The 16,092-nt window shown below is 69.3% G+C and carries 20 protein-coding genes and 1 riboswitch; of the genes, 13 read left to right on the top strand and 7 right to left on the bottom strand.

Features of this window, described 5'->3' with window-relative positions:
• Positions 1 to 12 precede the first annotated feature (12 nt).
• Positions 13 to 1,110 (top strand): calcium:proton antiporter, encoded by a 1,098-nt coding sequence (locus tag ABZS29_RS09340; RefSeq protein WP_355460088.1) that lies wholly within the window; start codon positions 13 to 15, stop codon positions 1,108 to 1,110.
• Here ABZS29_RS09340 and ABZS29_RS09335 read toward each other — a convergent pair.
• The 3 genes from ABZS29_RS09335 to ABZS29_RS09325 all read right to left on the bottom strand — a co-directional run bounded on the left by ABZS29_RS09335 (position 1,076) and on the right by ABZS29_RS09325 (position 4,028).
• On the bottom strand, positions 1,076 to 2,473 hold the full coding sequence (locus ABZS29_RS09335) for an ankyrin repeat domain-containing protein (protein ID WP_355460087.1): 1,398 nt from the start codon (positions 2,471 to 2,473) through the stop codon (positions 1,076 to 1,078). The genes ABZS29_RS09340 and ABZS29_RS09335 overlap by 35 nt on opposite strands.
• Positions 2,474 to 2,623: 150 nt before the next feature.
• Positions 2,624 to 2,980: a nuclear transport factor 2 family protein gene (locus tag ABZS29_RS09330; RefSeq protein ID WP_355460086.1), complete on the bottom strand. Its 357-nt coding sequence runs from the start codon at positions 2,978 to 2,980 to the stop codon at positions 2,624 to 2,626.
• Between the two features lie 13 nt (positions 2,981 to 2,993).
• Positions 2,994 to 4,028 carry an amidohydrolase family protein gene (locus ABZS29_RS09325; RefSeq protein WP_355460084.1) on the bottom strand — a complete coding sequence of 345 codons (1,035 nt, stop codon included), beginning with the start codon at positions 4,026 to 4,028 and terminating at the stop codon, positions 2,994 to 2,996.
• 121 nt (positions 4,029 to 4,149) lie between these two features.
• On the opposite strand from ABZS29_RS09325, the gene ABZS29_RS09320 reads away from it, so the two are divergent.
• From ABZS29_RS09320 to ABZS29_RS09310, 3 genes are read left to right on the top strand one after another with little or no spacing between them, the layout of a single operon-like run.
• Positions 4,150 to 4,566 (top strand): hypothetical protein, encoded by a 417-nt coding sequence (locus tag ABZS29_RS09320; protein ID WP_355460082.1) that lies wholly within the window; start codon positions 4,150 to 4,152, stop codon positions 4,564 to 4,566.
• 3 nt (positions 4,567 to 4,569) lie between these two features.
• The gene (locus ABZS29_RS09315; protein WP_355460081.1) at positions 4,570 to 4,992 is read left to right on the top strand and encodes a DCC1-like thiol-disulfide oxidoreductase family protein; all 423 of its coding nucleotides are present in this window, start codon (positions 4,570 to 4,572) and stop codon (positions 4,990 to 4,992) included.
• Positions 4,964 to 5,632: a TetR family transcriptional regulator gene (locus ABZS29_RS09310; RefSeq protein WP_355460079.1), complete on the top strand. Its 669-nt coding sequence runs from the start codon at positions 4,964 to 4,966 to the stop codon at positions 5,630 to 5,632. The genes ABZS29_RS09315 and ABZS29_RS09310 overlap by 29 nt, the downstream gene beginning before the upstream one ends.
• Position 5,633: 1 nt before the next feature.
• Here the strand turns inward: ABZS29_RS09310 and ABZS29_RS09305 are convergent, their stop codons facing one another.
• Complete coding sequence (locus ABZS29_RS09305; RefSeq protein ID WP_355460077.1) at positions 5,634 to 6,134, bottom strand: DinB family protein; 501 nt, start codon at positions 6,132 to 6,134, stop codon at positions 5,634 to 5,636.
• A 177-nt stretch (positions 6,135 to 6,311) separates the two neighbouring features.
• Between ABZS29_RS09305 and ABZS29_RS09300 the strand changes: the two genes are divergently transcribed.
• From ABZS29_RS09300 to ABZS29_RS09260, 9 genes are all read left to right on the top strand, one after another.
• The gene (locus tag ABZS29_RS09300; RefSeq protein WP_355460076.1) at positions 6,312 to 7,961 is read left to right on the top strand and encodes a DEAD/DEAH box helicase; all 1,650 of its coding nucleotides are present in this window, start codon (positions 6,312 to 6,314) and stop codon (positions 7,959 to 7,961) included.
• Between the two features lie 128 nt (positions 7,962 to 8,089).
• A complete protein-coding gene (locus ABZS29_RS09295) occupies positions 8,090 to 8,986 on the top strand; it encodes a hypothetical protein (protein ID WP_355460848.1) in 897 nt (298 codons plus the stop codon).
• Between the two features lie 12 nt (positions 8,987 to 8,998).
• Positions 8,999 to 9,367: a DUF1304 domain-containing protein gene (locus ABZS29_RS09290; RefSeq protein ID WP_355460075.1), complete on the top strand. Its 369-nt coding sequence runs from the start codon at positions 8,999 to 9,001 to the stop codon at positions 9,365 to 9,367.
• 38 nt (positions 9,368 to 9,405) lie between these two features.
• A complete protein-coding gene (locus ABZS29_RS09285; RefSeq protein ID WP_355460074.1) occupies positions 9,406 to 10,782 on the top strand; it encodes an MFS transporter in 1,377 nt (458 codons plus the stop codon).
• A gap of 76 nt (positions 10,783 to 10,858) precedes the next feature.
• A riboswitch (cobalamin riboswitch) is annotated at positions 10,859 to 10,928 on the top strand.
• A gap of 52 nt (positions 10,929 to 10,980) precedes the next feature.
• Positions 10,981 to 11,178 carry a CbtB domain-containing protein gene (locus ABZS29_RS09280; RefSeq protein WP_132413373.1) on the top strand — a complete coding sequence of 66 codons (198 nt, stop codon included), beginning with the start codon at positions 10,981 to 10,983 and terminating at the stop codon, positions 11,176 to 11,178.
• A gap of 4 nt (positions 11,179 to 11,182) precedes the next feature.
• Complete coding sequence (locus tag ABZS29_RS09275; protein ID WP_355460073.1) at positions 11,183 to 11,941, top strand: CbtA family protein; 759 nt, start codon at positions 11,183 to 11,185, stop codon at positions 11,939 to 11,941.
• Positions 11,938 to 12,489 carry a histidine phosphatase family protein gene (locus tag ABZS29_RS09270; RefSeq protein ID WP_355460071.1) on the top strand — a complete coding sequence of 184 codons (552 nt, stop codon included), beginning with the start codon at positions 11,938 to 11,940 and terminating at the stop codon, positions 12,487 to 12,489. Before ABZS29_RS09275 ends, ABZS29_RS09270 begins: the two co-directional genes overlap by 4 nt.
• 13 nt (positions 12,490 to 12,502) lie before the next feature.
• Complete coding sequence (locus ABZS29_RS09265; protein ID WP_355460069.1) at positions 12,503 to 13,579, top strand: alpha/beta hydrolase; 1,077 nt, start codon at positions 12,503 to 12,505, stop codon at positions 13,577 to 13,579.
• Entirely contained in the window at positions 13,576 to 13,944 is a 369-nt protein-coding gene (locus tag ABZS29_RS09260; RefSeq protein WP_355460067.1) for a hypothetical protein, read from the top strand. Before ABZS29_RS09265 ends, ABZS29_RS09260 begins: the two co-directional genes overlap by 4 nt.
• Before the next feature lie 252 nt (positions 13,945 to 14,196).
• Here the strand turns inward: ABZS29_RS09260 and ABZS29_RS09255 are convergent, their stop codons facing one another.
• Genes ABZS29_RS09255 through ABZS29_RS09245 form a run of 3 tightly spaced genes read right to left on the bottom strand, consistent with a single transcriptional unit; the run spans position 14,197 to position 16,080 of the window.
• Positions 14,197 to 14,574, bottom strand: a complete 378-nt coding sequence (locus ABZS29_RS09255; protein ID WP_355460065.1) for a VOC family protein — start codon at positions 14,572 to 14,574, stop codon at positions 14,197 to 14,199.
• 9 nt (positions 14,575 to 14,583) lie between these two features.
• Positions 14,584 to 15,195 carry a class I SAM-dependent methyltransferase gene (locus ABZS29_RS09250; protein ID WP_355460063.1) on the bottom strand — a complete coding sequence of 204 codons (612 nt, stop codon included), beginning with the start codon at positions 15,193 to 15,195 and terminating at the stop codon, positions 14,584 to 14,586.
• 36 nt (positions 15,196 to 15,231) lie between these two features.
• Positions 15,232 to 16,080 (bottom strand): fumarylacetoacetate hydrolase family protein, encoded by an 849-nt coding sequence (locus ABZS29_RS09245; RefSeq protein ID WP_355460061.1) that lies wholly within the window; start codon positions 16,078 to 16,080, stop codon positions 15,232 to 15,234.
• Between the last annotated feature and the right edge of the window lie 12 nt (positions 16,081 to 16,092).

Genomic DNA, 16,092 nt, shown 5'->3' with positions numbered 1-16,092 from the left:
GGATGACTGAGGATGACGAACTCCGTGGACCATGGGTTGCCGCGCTGGAGTCAGGCCGTGCCCCCGCTCGCCTTTGTCGTCCTGGTGCTGTCCTGGGGCCGCGATCTCGGTGCGATTCTGCTGATCCTGGTCTGCGCCGGTCTCGGCGCCGCCGTGATCGCGGCGGTGCACCATGCCGAGGTCGTCGCCCACCGCGTCGGGGAACCCTTCGGCACCTTGATCCTCGCGCTCGCCGTGACGATCATCGAGGTCGCGCTGATCGTGACGCTAATGGCGTCCGGCGGTGACAAGGCCGCGTCGCTGGCCCGGGACACCGTCTTCGCCGCGGTGATGATCACCTGCAACGGCATCCTCGGCCTCGCGCTCGTGGTCGGCTCGTTGCGCCATCACGTGCAGGAGTTCCGGGTGCATGCGTCGAGCGGTGCGCTCGCGGTGATGACCGCGCTGGTGACGCTGAGTCTGGTGCTGCCGACGTTCACGACTAGTGCGTCCGGGCCTCGGTTCAGCGGACCTCAGTTGGCGTTCGCGGGTGTGGTGTCCCTGGTGATGTACGGCGTGTTCGTCTTCGTGCAGACCGTTCGACACCGTGACTACTTCCTCCCGGTCTCCGACGATGCAGAGGACGAAGAGGAACACCATGCAGACGCCCCCAGCGGCAAGGTCGCGCTGCTGAGTCTCGGTCTGCTGTTCGTCTGCCTGGTCGCCGTGGTCGGACTGGCCAAGACCGTCTCGCCGAAGCTGGAGTCCGCGGTCGAGTCGGCCGGCGCTCCACTCGCGGTGGTCGGCGTGGTCATCGCGCTGCTCGTGCTGCTGCCGGAGACGGTCGCGGCCGTGCGTGCCGCGCTCCGCAACCGTCTCCAGACCAGCATGAACCTGGCGCTCGGCTCCGCCCTGGCCAGCATCGGCCTGACCATCCCCGCGATCGGTATCGCCTCGATCTGGCTCGACGGTCCGCTCGTGCTCGGGCTCGGCGGCAAGGAGATCGTGCTGTTCGCGCTCACGGTAGTGGTCAGCACGATCACCCTTGCCACCGGCAAAGCGACCCTGTTGCAGGGCGCCGTTCACCTGATGGTGTTCAGCGCGTTCCTGTTCCTGGCCGTAAGCCCCTGAGATAGGCAGCCACTGCCTGCTGGTGATTGTGTTCCGCCCAGCCCAGCGCATCCCCGTCGTACATCGGATCGCGGAGGTCGGGGTCGGCGCCGAGCTCGACCAGTCGCTGGACCGTGGCCAGGTGACCGTTCAGCGCGGCCCGGTGAATCGGGGCCGAGTGCGTCATCAGGTTGATGTCGAACCCCAAGCGCTGCAAGGGTTCCAGTGCCTCGGTCCGGCCGGTCTCGGCGGCGCGCATCACCAGATGCGGATTGCGCGCGACCACCCGGGCAGCAAGCTCCGGGTCAACCTCGAAAGCTTCGCCGCGCCAGGCAGCGGCGTACACCTCGTGTACGTCGTCCAGCGGCGCCGCACCGTGAGCGCGCAGTAGCTCTGCGATCTCGGTGTGCCCTTGCACAGCGGCCAGTTCGTACGCCCGATGCCCGCCGAACCCCGGATGCTCGGTACCGCGGCCCTCCGGATCCACGCCCTGAGCAAGCACCAGCTCGACCCGATGCAGCAGCCCGGCAGAAGACGCGAACACGAGCTCGTCCTCCAGTAACTGCTGTGGTGTCGGATGCGCCGCAGTCAGCCGCTCGTGCCACGGACCGCCGTCGCCCCGACCCAGTCCGAACTCCAGCAGGAGCTCGAGATGCACATCGTCGTACGGCGGCGGCGAGCCCGGACCGCAGTTGTACATGGTCTGGCTGTCGTTCGGATCCGCACCGGCTTCGAGCAGGAGCCGAGCCAGCTCGACCCGGTTGTGATGCGGCGGCTGATCACCTTCTCCACGCCCGAAAACGCCGGTCAGCGCGGTGAACGGTGAGGGCAGACCCTGCCACAGATAGCCCGCGTTCGGATCGGCGCCGTTCTCCAGCAGGAGCCGTGCGATCTCGACCTGGTTCGGTGCCTCGAGACGGTTGTAGGTGAGATAGAGCAACGGTTCCCAGCGGTACGGTCCACCCTCCACCCTTGCCTGACTCAGATTTCGCCGGACGGCGTCGAGCTCGCCCGCGACGACCATCGTATAAATGTTGCTCTGGGCAACTTCGGGAAGCAGTGCCCGCGCCGCCTCCTGCCGGGCCGGATCGTCCTGCCCGTAGTGCAGGGTCGCCAGCCGGAGGAACTCATCGGCCCGCTGCTCGGGCGTGTCCAGTGGTCCGCCGATCTGCTGCCGATGCGGGGAACGGCTGTAGCGCTCGACGAGCTCGACGTGGTGGACGATCCGCGGCCAGCTGGCGAAGCCGTAGCTGCGCGCGATCGTGAGCTGGGCCTCGGCCAGAGTCGCGTCCGGTTTGGCGGCGCGGAGCTCGGGCAGCAGGCGTTTCGCCTGCTTGCGCAGGTGATCCAGGTTCGGGTCGTTCGGAAGATTGCGGGTCGGCATCGGCCGGCCTCCTCTCTGCGAGCCTGCTGTCCGCGTCGACAGGCGAGAAAGGAGGTGTGGAAACGCATGCACCCACTCACTGCTTCAGGTGGGCTGAGCCCTTCCCGCGGACCGGTGGCACCCTGAGTGCCTGCCCAAAACAGTAGCCGATCACGGCTTCTCCATCCACCACTCGGTGAACTCGTGTGCCCGGTCCTTGGTCAGCCGGATCACCCACAGGTTGCTGAACTCGCCCGGCGGATCGGTCAGGTACGTCGTCCAGCCGCGCACGAAGCCGACGCCGTCGCCGAAGCCGAGCACCTCGTACTCGAACGTTGTCTCGCCCGGCGCGTCCGCGACCTCCGCCCAGACCGTCACGATCGCGTCCCGGCCGACCACCGGGTCCTCGTCCGGCCGCCGGTACCAGGCCGCGTCCTCGGTCCACAGCGCCGCCACGTCGGCCGGATCGTTCGACTCCCAGGCCTTGCGGTACTTCGCCACCCATCGGTCCAGATCCTTCTCCCGCATACCGAGGATCGTCTCAAGCGATCCGCGTCCCGTTCAGTACGACGCTCGCCGGGGTCGCGAGGATTTGCGGGTGATCGCGCGGATCCGCGGCGTACGTGACGAGATTCCGGTCGCCGGTCAGCCCGAGGTACTCCTGCGCTCCGGTAGAGGCGGCGACCAGCGCCTGGGTGACCGTCAGGCCGTGCTTGACCAGAAGATCCACTTCACCCGCGACCGAGCCGACCACGTCGGACCCGGCGAGCACCTGAACGCCGTACTGGCCGGCGAGCTGAAGCATCGCGCCGAGGTGCTCGGAGCGGGCGAGCCGGCGGGATCGCCGGTCGGCGCTCTCGTCCGGGTCCTCGCCGACCGAGGCGCACAACGTCGGCGTCCACGCGCCGCCGCGGGCGCCGAGCCGCTGGAGGTCGGCCTCGCCGATGACGGTGCCGTGCTCGATCGAGTCGACACCGGCCCGGATCAGCTCGCTCACGACCTCGGTGTTGCAGTGCGCGGCGACCCGGGCTCCTCGGCTGTGCGCGAGCTCGACGACGGCCGCGACCAGGTCGGTCCCATAGGTCTGGGCGATCACGCTGCCGCGGATCGGACCGTCCGGGCCGACTTCGGGAAAGTCCGCGACCAGCTTCAGCCAGGTCGCGCCGTCGGCCAGTTCGGTTTCGACCGCCGCCAGCAGGTCCTCGGCAGCGACCGGCTCGTGCATCCGCGGAAAGTACCGGCCGCTCGGAGCCAGGAAACGTCCGGCCGCGATGACGACCGGGCGGCTGTCGTCCGCCGTACTGGCGAGCTTGAGCGTGACGGCCCGGTTGCCGCCCACGTCCCGCACTGCGCTGACCCCGGCGGCGGCGAGATCGGTCAACCGCTCGGCCGCGAGTTCGTCGCCGTACAAGCGTGGGCCGTGCTCGTCCGCGCCCACGGTCAGGTGACAGTGCGAGTCGACCAGCCCCGGTACGGCGAACCGGCCGGGCAGTGGCTCGGGATCGCCCGTCCCGATCGTCAGCCGGGTGGTGTCGCCGGACGGCAGAACGGTTCCTTCGAAGACCCAGGTCGTCATCCGGCCATCCTCCTCCAGCGCGAGACCCAGGTCACGACGGCGATGACTTGAACATGTTCAAACGGACGGCGTACCGTCGACTCACGATGATTTGAACGTGTTCAACTTGTGAGGAACCGACATGAGCATGACTGTGACGACGTACCTGACCTATCTGGCGGTCGCCGTACCGCTGACGATCTGGGTCGCCCGCACGCTGAGCCGGAACGGGCGGATCTTCCTGGTCGACGTGTTCGACGGCAACGAGGAGTTCGCCGACGCGGTGAACCGGCTGCTCGTGGTCGGCTTCTACCTGCTGAACCTCGGCTTCGTGACGCTGTTCCTGCGCTCGAAGGACCCGGTGGCGGACGCCAGCGGGGTTTTCGAGGCGCTGAGCGTGAAACTCGGTGTCGTGATGCTGATGCTCGGCTGCATCCACCTCGCCAACGTCTGGGTCTTCAATCGGATCCGCCGCCGCAGCCAGGCCGAGCGGATGATCACGCCGCCGGTGCCGCCGAACGCCGTACTGGCTCCGCATCCCGAACCGTACGGCTACTGACCCATGCGGGAGCTGACAGTTCTGTACGACGCGCAGTGCGGCCTGTGCCGCCGGTTCAAGTACTGGCTGGCCGCGCAGGCGCCGGCTCCCGACGGCCAGGGAGGAGTGGTGCGCACACGCTTCGTCGCGGCGGGGTCGGCGGAGGCGCGGGCGCTCTACCCCGAGCTGGACCACGCGGCCACGCTGCGCGAGGTGACGGTGATCGCCGACGACGGCTCGGTTTATGTCGGCGATCGGGCCTGGATCGTCTGCCTGTGGACAACCTACGAGCACCGGCGGACGGCGATCCGGCTGGCGACTCCGGCGATGCGTCCGGTGGCGCGCGCGATGGTTCAGGCGGTGGCCGGGGTGCGGCGGCTCACGGTGGAGCGGGGTGGGGGTGACTACGCTGACGGCTGTGACGGACAGTGCGACCACCAAGGGTGAGCAGACGCGGGAGCTGATTCTGTCCACTGCGCTGCGGCTGTTTGCCGAGCAGGGCTACGGCAAGACGACGATGCGTGCGATCGCGACCGAGGCGGGGGTCTCGGTCGGGAACGCGTACTACTACTTCAGCTCCAAAGAGCATCTGATGCAGGCGTACTACGACCACCTGCAGAATGAGCACCGTGAGGCGGTTCAGACCGTTCTGGCCGGTGACAAGAGCTTCGCCGGCCGGCTGACCGGCGTACTGCGGGTGTGGCTGGACGTATCGGCGCCGTACCACGAGTTCGCGGGGACGTTCTTCAAGACGGCGGCGGATCCGAAGAGTCCGCTGTCGCCGTTCAGTCCGGAGTCGCAGCCGGCGCGGGAGGCGAGTGTCGAGATCTTCCGCCATGTCGTGGCGGGCTCGGACCTCAAACTCCCGGCCGAGTTGGCGGCGGAGCTGCCGGAGTTGCTGTGGCTGTTCCAGATGGGGATCGTGCTGTTCTGGGTCCACGACGACAGCGCGGATCTTCGCCGTACCAAGCTGTTGATCGACCGGTCGGTCCCGCTGATCGACCGGCTGCTGCGACTGACCCGGATCCCCGGCGTGCGCGGAGTCGCCAACGACATCGTCGGGCTAATCCGCGCGATCAAGCCCTGAGCTATTCGCCGGTGCTGCCGTCGATGCGCTCGCGGAGGAGATCCGCGTGGCCGTTGTGCCGCGCGTACTCCTCGATCAGGTGGATGTAGAGATAGCGGAGGCTGTACTCCTCCTCGCGGCGCGGGCGTCGGAACGTGTCCTCGAGGCCGTAGCGCGCTGCGATCTCCTCAGACTCTTGTACGGCGTCCGCGTACGTCTGCAGGTCGGCCTCGGCCTGGGTGGGGTCGACGAGGTCGAAGTCGCCGTCCGGGTGTTCAGCCGTCCAGTAGCGGTCGGGAACCACCTCGCCGGCCAGGCAGGTCTTGAACCAGTACTGCTCGACTTCCGTGAGATGGCGCACTAATCCGAGCAACGACATGCTGGACGGCTCCACGCTGCGCCGGACCAGGTCGTCCCCGCTCAGACCGCTCACTTTGAGCCGCAAGGTCTGCCGATGGAAGTCGAGAAATCCCTGCAGCAACTCGCGTTCGGCAGCGACGGTGGGCGGGTCGATTCGGGTCATTCGGACAAACTAGCTGGGGGATGGTCCTTCGGTGCCGTACACTGACTGTGACGGCCCGCCCAGTTCTGCCTCGGGCCAGGAGCACTCTGTGACAGAGGTGCTCGCAGTCGACCCCCAAGCGCCGCGGCCCCTGACGGCCGCGCCGGGCAGGACGACCCCACGATTCTTGGAGTACCTATGGCGGCCCGCCGCCCCTTTACGCAAGCCACGAACACGTCCAGCTCCACCTCGTCCGCCCGCCCGCCGCGGCGCCGGCGTCCGGCCGCGAAGAAGACCGGTGAGAATGTTGCTCAGAGCAACAGCCCGGTCACCGCGTCCGAGTACGACTCGGTCATCCCGCTCGAGGTTCCGGACGACCTGACCTTCGCCGATCTCGGCGTACCGGCTGCTCTGGTGACCGCGCTCGCCGCGACCGGAGTGACCAAGCCCTTCCCGATCCAGGCCGCGACGCTGCCGGACTCGCTGGCCGGCAAGGACGTCCTCGGCCGCGGCCGGACCGGTTCCGGCAAGACCTACGCCTTCGTGCTGCCGCTGCTGGCGCGCCTGTACCTGCGCGGCAACAAGCGCCAGCCGAAGTCCCCGCGAGCGCTGATCCTGGCGCCGACGCGGGAGCTCGCCACCCAGATCCAGGCCTCGATCCAGCCGCTGGCCGATGTGCTCGAACTGCGCACGATGACGATCTTCGGCGGGGTCGGCCACGGCCCGCAGACGACCGGACTGCGCAAGGGCGTCGACATCGTCGTCGCCTGCCCCGGCCGCCTGGAGGACCACCTCAAGGCCGGCAACGTGAAGCTCGACGCGGTCGAGATCACGATCCTCGACGAGGCCGACCACATGGCCGACCTGGGCTTCCTGCCCGCCGTCCGCCGGATCCTCGAGGCGACGCCGGCCAAGGCCCAGCGGCTGCTGTTCTCGGCCACGCTGGACGCGGGCGTCAACGTCCTTGTGCAGCGCTTCATGACGAACCCGGTCACGCACAGCGTCGACTCGGCCCAGTCGCCGGTCTCGAAGATGACCCACCACGTCCTGCACGTAAAGGCCGACAGCCGGCTCCCGGTCCTGGTCGACCTGACCGCCGCACCGGGCCGCACGCTCGTCTTCACCCGCACGAAGTACGGCGCCAAGTCGCTCACCAAGAAGCTGATCGCTTCCGGCGTACCGGCGGTGGAGCTGCACGGCAACCTGTCGCAGGGTGCGCGGACGCGCAACCTCGAGGCGTTCTCCGCCGGTACGGCGAAGACGCTGGTCGCGACCGACATCGCCGCTCGCGGTATCCACGTCGACGACGTCACCCTGGTCATCCACGCCGACCCGCCGGTCGAGCACAAGGCCTACCTGCACCGCTCCGGCCGCACGGCCCGGGCCGGCGCCGAGGGCACGGTCGTCACGCTGATGACCGACGACCAGGTCCGCGACGTCCGCGACCTCACCCGCAAGGCCGGCATCGCCCCCAAGACCACCAAGCTCGCGGTCGGCGACCCGCTCCTCGCGGAGCTCGCCCCCGGTGAGCGCGTCTTCGTCGAGCCCGCCAAGATCACGGTCGCCGCAGTCACCAGCCCCTCCGGTGGTGGCCGAGGCCGAGGCCGAGGCAACGGCTCTGGCCGCGCTCGCGCAGGCGGCAGCACGCCGAACCGCACCGCAGGCGGCGGCTCACCCCGCACGGCAAGCGGAGGCACGGGCACCCGCACCGCAGGCGGCTCAACCCGCACCGCGGGCGGAGGCACGGGGACCCGCACGGTCGCCACGTCCACCGCCACCCGCCCCGGCGACAGCCCGTCCGCCTCGCGCGGCCGTCGTCGCCGCGGCCCCCGCAAGCAAGCCGCGTAACCGACGCTCCACCCGCACCCCCTGAGCACACCGCCCAGGGGGTGCGGTCGTTCCACCGCCACCGCCACCGGCCCGGGTGGGTCGTTCCCTCTCCAGCCGCCCCCAACGGTGGTTAGGTTGGGGGAGTGATGATTCGGACTGTGCTGGGGGAGCTCGAGCCGGAGCGGCTCGGGGTGTGCGACTCGCACGACCACCTGTTCTTCCGGTCGGTGCTGTTGCCCGGCCAGGAGCTGGATGACGCGGCGGCGGCGCTGGCTGAGGTCCGCGAATTTGCCGCAGCAGGTGGCCAGGCGATCGTGCAGTGGACGCCGCACGGCTTGGGACGACGAGCTGAAGAACTACCCGCGATCTCAACCCAGACTGGCGTTTCGCTGGTTGCGGCGACTGGATTACACCGCGCCGAGCACTATCCGGAAGGCTTCGTCGAGCAGGTGCGGCCGCGGCTGGCGGAGATCTTCCACCACGAGCTGACCGTTGGCATCGGCAACAGTTCGGTCCGTGCGGGGTTGATCAAGGTGGCGGGTGGATTCCACCGGCTCGACGAGCACGCCACGTTCGTGATGCACGCGGCCGCGGAGGCGCATCACGCGACCGGCGCACCCATCGCGATTCACCACGAGCTCGGTTCCGCGGCGGACGCCGTACTGGATTTGCTGGTCGATACTCTCGCCGTACCGCCGACGAGTGTGATTCTCGGACACCTCAACCGCTTCCCGGACGCGCGTGCTCATCGGGACCTGGCGAAGCGTGGTGCGTGGCTGGCGTTCGACGGGCCGTCGCGGGCCAACAACGCGACCGATCCGCACCTGCTCGACTGCCTGGCTGAGCTCATCGACGCCGGGTACGGCGATCGCCTCCTGCTCGGCGGCGACACGACGACCGCCAAGGCCCGCGGTGTGACCGGTGAGGGCCCCGGGATGTCGTTCCTGCTGACCACGCTCCGGCCGCGGATCACGCGCGAGTTCGGCGCCGACACGGCGGAACTGATCTTCCGGAGGAACCCGGCCCGCGCCTTCGCCTGGTAGTACGGTTCGGCCATGAATGTCGTCGCACAGGTGTTCGTGGTCGTGGCCGGGCTGTTCCATGTGGCGATCTTCGTCATGGAGAGCCTGCTGTTCCGCAAGCCGAGCACGTACACGCGGTTCCTGGTCAAGGACGAGGCCGAGATGAACGTCGCCCGGCCGTGGGCGTTCAACCAGGGCTTCTACAACCTGTTTCTCGGCGCCGGCGCCCTCGGCGGCCTGATCGCGGGCGGGGACAAGGGGCACGCGATCGCGCTCTTCAGCTGCGCCTGCATGGCCGGCGCCGGTCTCGTCCTGGTCGCCTCCGACCGCCGGATGGTGCAGGCCGCGGCCACCCAGGCCCTGCCGCCGCTGCTCGCCCTGGTGCTCGCCGCGACGCTCTGATTGACTTAAAGCGCGCTTGAAGTTGGAGAGTGTTCGGCATGACCACCACCGCCGAACCTCCGACCGACCAGCGCGCTCCCGGCGTGCTCTCCGCGCCGTACCGGGCCCTGACGATCGGCATGGTCGCACTGATCACGCTCGTCGCCTTCGAGGCGCTGGCCGTGACGACCGCGATGCCGACCGTCGCCCAAGCCCTCGATGGTCTGTACCTCTACGCGCTCGCGTTCGGCGGCCCGCTGGCCTCCGGCGTGATCGGGATGGTTGTCTCCGGCACCTGGAGTGACCTGCGCGGCCCGACCCGCCCGCTCTGGCACGGCACCGCGTGGTTCCTCGGCGGTCTGGTCATCGCCGGGCTCGCGCCGAGCATGGAGGTCCTGGTCGCCGGCCGGATCATCCAGGGCTTCGGCTCCGGCCTGCTGACGGTCGCCCTGTACGTCGTCGTCGGACAGCTCTACCCGGCCGCACTCCGCCCGCGGATCTTCGCCGCGTTCGCGACCGGCTGGGTGGTGCCGTCGCTGGTCGGTCCCGCGATCTCCGGCCTGATCGTCGAGCACACGAGCTGGCGGATCGTGTTCCTCGCCGTACCGGTGCTCGCGATTCCGGCGGCACTGGTGATGCGTCCGGGGCTCGCGCGCGGCGACCGGTACGACGTTCGCCGCGGTCGGCTGTGGGACAAGCGGGCGCTGTGGGCGATCGCGGCCGCGCTGGGCGTCGGTGCGCTCAACTACGGTGGCCAGCAGCACGGCGTACCGCAGATCGCCTTGCTGGCGGTCGGATTGGGCGCAATCGTGGTCTTCGCGCCGAAGCTGTTGCCGCGGCGGACGTTCGCGCTCGGCCGTGGGCTGCCCTCGGTGATCGCCCTGCGCGGACTGGTCGCCGCGGCCGGGTTCGGTGCGGAGGTGTTCCTGCCGCTGATGCTCACCCGCGAGCGTGGTTTGTCGCCCGCTCTCGCCGGTCTGGTGCTGACCGTCAGCGCGCTGAGCTGGACGCTCGCCTCGTGGTGGCGCGGTCGCCCGAACCACCGCTTCGGCCCCTCGGTCTTCCTGCAGCTCGGCATGGTCGCGATCGTCCTCGGCATCGGCATCGCCGTACTGACGCTCAACCCGCATGTCCCGGTCGTCGTCGGCATCCTCGGCTGGGGCCTGACCGGCTTCGGCATGGGCACGGTCTTCCCGACCCTGTCGGTCCTGGTCCTCGAGTACTCCGAACGCGCCGAACAAGGCGCCAACAGCTCCGCCCTCCAACTCAGCGACTCGTTGTCAACAGCAACAGTCCTGGCCGTCGGCGGTTCCCTGTTCGCCGCGATCGAGCCGCACGCCCCGGTCACGGCGTACCTGGTCGCCTTCGGCGTCCCCGCCGTACTGGCCCTGGTCGGTGTGCAGGCTGCGCGGCGTACTAGTCAACTGAGGCAATAGTCACCCCGGAGCGCAGTCCGTTGACCGCCGGGTGGGCGGGCGGCTACGGTTCGGGAGACAAACTGCGATGCCTGAGGGAAGCCGGTGGGAATCCGGCGCGGCCGCGCCACTGTGAGCGAGGAGCAGGTGCTCGCGAGTCAGGATGCTCGGGCACCAGCAGCCTTTCGAAGGGGACGCGCACTTCCCCAGGAGGTTCTCATGGCAGCTCCTGCCCAGTCGGTCGGCGTACCGGCGATCTCGTCCCGGTTGCTCGTTCTCTCGGCGCTCAGCGTCGGTCTGTTGCTGTTGCTCGCGTATCTGGTCGGGTTCGACCAGGGGGCCGTGTCGCAGTCGGGGATGTACCTGCACGAGCTGATGCACGACGGTCGGCACCTGCTCGGCGTGCCCTGCCACTGATCGGATGCGCACCTTCGGATCACTCCTGGTGCGCGGCCTGATCGTCGGACTCTTCGCCGGCCTGCTGGCCGGAACCTTCGCCTATGTGATGGGCGAGTCGCGGGTCGATGCCGCGATCGCGATCGAAGAGGCCGGCGCGGGCGCGCACACCCATGACCATGGCGACGAGCACGAGCACGCCGCTCCCGCCGCTGAGGAAGAACCGCTGGTCAGCCGCGACGGGCAGAAGGCCGGCTTGTTCCTGGCCACCGGCCTGTACGGCGTCGCTCTCGGTGGCATCTTCGCCGTCGGTTTCACGCTGCTCCGGCGCAGGCTCCGGACCGGCAACGACGCGTACGCCGCCCTCGGCCTGGCCGCCGCCGGGTTCCTCGGCATCGTCCTCGTGCCGTTCCTCAAGTACCCGCCGAACCCGCCGGCGGTCGGCGATCCGGAGACGATCACCCGCCGTACGGTCACCTATTTGCTGACGATCGTGATCGGCCTGCTCGCGGTCTGGGCCGGGGTCGCGCTGTCGCGCTGGGCAGTCCGGTACGGCGAGGTCGCCCGGCTCGCCGGTGGGGTTGCCGGATTCCTGGTGACCGTCGTGGCGGCGTACCTGATCCTGCCGCGGATCAACGAGGTTCCGGACACGTTCCCCGCTACGCTGCTCTGGCAGTTCCGGTTCGCCTCGCTCGGTACGCAGGCGACGCTGTGGCTCCTGCTCGGTTTCGGGTACGCCGCCACGGTGGCCCGCCGGCCATCCGAACAGAAGGTGTTTGCTTGAGCTCGTTGACGCTGGTGGCCCACGCTCTGACTCCCGCGCTGCGCGGCCTCGTCCTCGGCGGGGCCCCCGACCCGGACCCGGCGAGCCTGGAGGCTGCCCGCGAGCTCAAGCTCGAGGCCGACACCGCGTACGCCGGTCCCGAGCCGGCCGCCGTCCGTACCGCTGAAGCCCTCGGCCTGACCGCAACCGTCGAGCCGGCGCTGCGGGACCGCGACTACGGCGACTGGTCCGGCCGCGGACTGGAGGAGTTGCTCGCCGCGGATCCCACCGGCGTCGGCGCCTGGCTGGAGCGCCCGCACACGGCGACTCCGGGCGGTGAGACCGAGAACGACGTCATCACCCGCGTCGCGGACTGGCTGGGCGATCTCGTCGAACGCCACGAGGAACGCAGCAGCCTGGTCGCCGTCGTGCACCCGTCGGTCGTCCGGGCGGTCGTGCTCTATGTGCTCGACGCTCCGGCCGAGTCGCTGCGGCATGTGGACGTCCGCCCCTTGGCAACGGTCAACCTGTCCCATCACACTGGCAGCTGGTCCCTGGCCTTCCACTGAACGGGTGTGGCGGATGACTGAGCTCGCCGAGCGCTACCGCGAGAACCACGCGCGCCTGCTCGCCGCCCGCGAACGTCTCCGCCAAGCAGTCGGCGCCGGTACGGCGACCGATGCCGAGCGCAAGCGGTTGAAGACCCTCGACGAGCTGCTCACGCCGGTCAGGGGCACCGCGGTCGATGCCAACGGCAAGGTTGTCGAGGTCGAGCGGCCGCGCCAGTTCCTGTCGGTCGATCCCGAGGGGCAAGGCCGCGCGGTCGAGGTGATCGGCGATCTCGAGCAGGCGCGGAACGTCGCCGTACTGGTTCCGGGGATGGGCAACAGCCTCGACACCTTCCGCGGTCAGTCCGACCGGGCCGACCTGATCCGCCAGGAGGGTGGGCCGGGTACGGCCACCATCGCCTGGCTCGACTACGACTCGCCGCAGGGGTTCGTCGAGGCCGCGAGCAAGCAGGCCGCGCTCGACGGCGGTCCGCGGCTCGCGCGCTTCCTGACCGAGCTCGATGACCTGACCGACGCCACGACGACCCTGGTCGGCCACTCCTACGGCACTGACGTCGTCGGCCAAGCCCTCCTGAACGGCGGCCGCGCCGACCGGGTCGTCCTCACCGGCTCACCCGGCATCACCAAGTACGTCGACGAGGCCGCCGACTTCGTGCAGCCGCCCACCCGCCTGTACGTCGAACGCGCGCCCGGCGACTACGTGTCGTACTCCGAGTGGCACGGCCCCGACCCGGCCACCTTCCCGGACGCGATCCGGATGGCGACGAACCGGGACGAGGCGGTCTCGGTCCACTGGCACAACGAGTACTACCGCGTGAACAGCGAGGCCCTCCGCAACATCGGCCGCGTCGTCCGCGGCGACCTCGCGGCGATCACCACCACCGGCACCAGCCGCTCGCAGGAAACGAAACTTGCCTGGGGCACCGTCCTCAACAAGGCAGCCGGCGTCGCCCACAAGGTCTACGACGGCCTGGCGCCTCCAGCCACCCGCCGCCCCACCCACCCGTCCCCCGGCCGCGCCGCCCCTGAACCCGCGGCCGCGCGCCCAGGCGGCACCCGACCCCGGCAGCCGGAAGGACCGCACCGATGACCACCCCCCGCGACACCCTGCGCGACGAACTCCTCGCCGTCGCGGCTGCCGTCGTACCGGATCAGCAGCCGGTCGTCACCCACGACCCCGGCCCGATCAACCCCGGCGTCCTCTTCAACGGCGAGGGCCCCGCCACCATCGCCCGCATCACCGTCGAAACCGGCAACCCCAGCGCCCCCGACCCCGCCGCCGCCGTCACCGCCGCCACCGAAGCCTTCCAAGCCCGCGGCTGGACCACCTCCACAGCCCCCGCCGAATCCGGCCACCACCGAGCCACCGCCACCCGAGACACCTTCGACGTAGCCATCCACGCCTGGTCCACCGACTGGCGCCTGACCCTCATCGGCGAAACCCCGGTTGAGTAGCGCCAAGAGCAAGGACAAAGAGCAAGAGACAAGAGCAAAAGACAAGAGCAAGAGCAAAGACAAGAGCAAAAGATTTAGATTGGCTGGGTGCCCAGATCTGTTGTCTGCAAGGCACAGCTGCCGACCTTGAAGATGCCCTGGCCATCGTCGCCTACGATGCCTGCCGCAAAACTAGCCTCGCGCTGGTGATGGCCACGGGCCCGTAGCCACATTTCGTATTACGCCATACGTTATTCGTATAGCACCCGGCGATTAGCTGGTGGCGGCTCGTTCGGCGGCGCTTCGGAGGACGCAGAACTCGTTGCCTTCGGGGTCTTGCATGACTACCCAGCCGGTGCCGTCGGGGTTGCGGAAGTCGGTGGCGATGGTGGCGCCGAGGGTTTGGAGCCAGGCGACCTCCTCGTCGCGGGGGCCGTCGGGCTCGAGGTCCAGGTGGAGGCGGTTCTTGCCGGCTTTGCCGTCGTTGTTCTGCTCGAACATGAGCATCCCGGATTCGGTGGGTACGCTTGCGTAGGGCTCTCCGGGCAGGTCGTCGGCCGGGCGCTCGGTGCGCAGGACCTGGAGCCAGAAGCCGGCCAGTTCGTAAGGGTTGTGGGCGTCGAAGGTGACGCTTCGCAGGCGAGAAGTCATCTCCAGACCTTACTTCCGGAAGACCAGTCGGTCGCCTGGAATTTCGGCGTCCTCGTACGGCGTGAGTCCGGCCGCGACCGCGAGGTCGGTCAGCTGTTCCGGTAGCCAGCGGTGGACGTACACATCCATCGGCAGATCGCCGTACCCGGAGGTCTTGTGGTTCGACTCGGTGCCGACATGGAAGCCGATCAGCAGGGCGCCGCCCGGGGCGAGCACGCGGTGGAACTCGGCGAGCGCCGCCGGTACGACGTCGCGCGGCAGGTGAATGATCGACCACCAGCTCACCACGCCGCCGAAGGTCTCGTCGGGGAACTCGAGCGCGGTCATCGAGCCGACGCGGAAGTCCAAGTCGGGGTGGTCACGGCGGGCGACCTCGATCATGCCGGGGGAGAGGTCGAGCCCGATCACCGGACTGGGATCAGCGGCGGGGGCGCGCTCGGCGAGGAGAGCCGTGGTGCGGCCGGGCCCACAGCCGGCATCCAGAATCGGTCGACCGGCGGCAAGCTTCGAGAGCAGGTCGAAGCTTTCAACTTCCCCGTCGGCGCCGTCGACCACGCGCTCGGCGTACGAGGTCGCGACCGTGTTGTACGACTCCCGAATTCGCTCCAAAACATCTGTCATGGCGCGACCCTAGAGGGCCGCGCCGACAGAAATCGCTCAGGCCTTGCCCAGGGTCTGCTTCTGCTTGCCGAGACCCTGGATCTCCATCTCCATCACGTCACCCGGTGACAGGTACGGGAAGCGCCCGGACAGCGCGACGCCCTGCGGGGTGCCGGTGTTCAGGATGTCGCCGGGGCTGAGGACCATGTACTGCGAGACGTCGCGGATCAGCGCGGCGACGGAGAAGATCATGTCGCGGGTGTTGGAGTCCTGGCGGATCTCGCCGTTCACCCAGGACTTGAGGTCGAGGTTCGTGGGGTCGACCTCGTCGGCCGGGATCAGCGCCGGGCCGAGCGGGTTGAAGGTCTCGCAGCACTTGCCCTTCGACCACTGGCCGCCGGAGACCTCGATCTGGAAGGCGCGCTCGGAGACGTCGTTGGAGACGGCGTACCCGGCGACGCAGGCGAGCGCCTCCTCGTCGGTCTCGACGTACCGGGCCTGCTTGCCGATGACGACGGCGAGCTCGACCTCCCAGTCGGTCTTGGCCGAACCGCGGGGGACCAGGACCTCGTCGTACGGGCCGACGACGGTGTTCGGGTGCTTGAAGAACACGATCGGCTGCTTCGGGGGCTCGGCACCGGATTCGGCGGCGTGGGCCGCGTAGTTCTGGCCGATGCAGACCACCGCACCGGGGCGCGCGATCGGGGCGCCGACGCGCAGGCCGTCCGCCGAGGCGGCGGTCAGCTCACCGGCCTCCAGTGCGGCGCGGGTGCGGGCGATGCCGTCGGCCGCCAGGAACGCACCGTCGATGTCGGCGGTGAGCGGGCTCAGGTCGTAGACGGTGCCGTCGGTGGCGCGCACGAACGGGCGCTCCTCGCCGACCGCGCCGAGGCGCAGCAGTTCCACAGATGTCTCCCT

Origin of the sequence: Kribbella sp. NPDC005582 (genome assembly GCF_040605415.1) — a bacterium.
Classification (GTDB): domain Bacteria; phylum Actinomycetota; class Actinomycetes; order Propionibacteriales; family Kribbellaceae; genus Kribbella.
The sequence above is the reverse complement of the archived record's forward strand: the minus strand, read 5'-3'. Positions and strand labels throughout refer to the sequence as shown.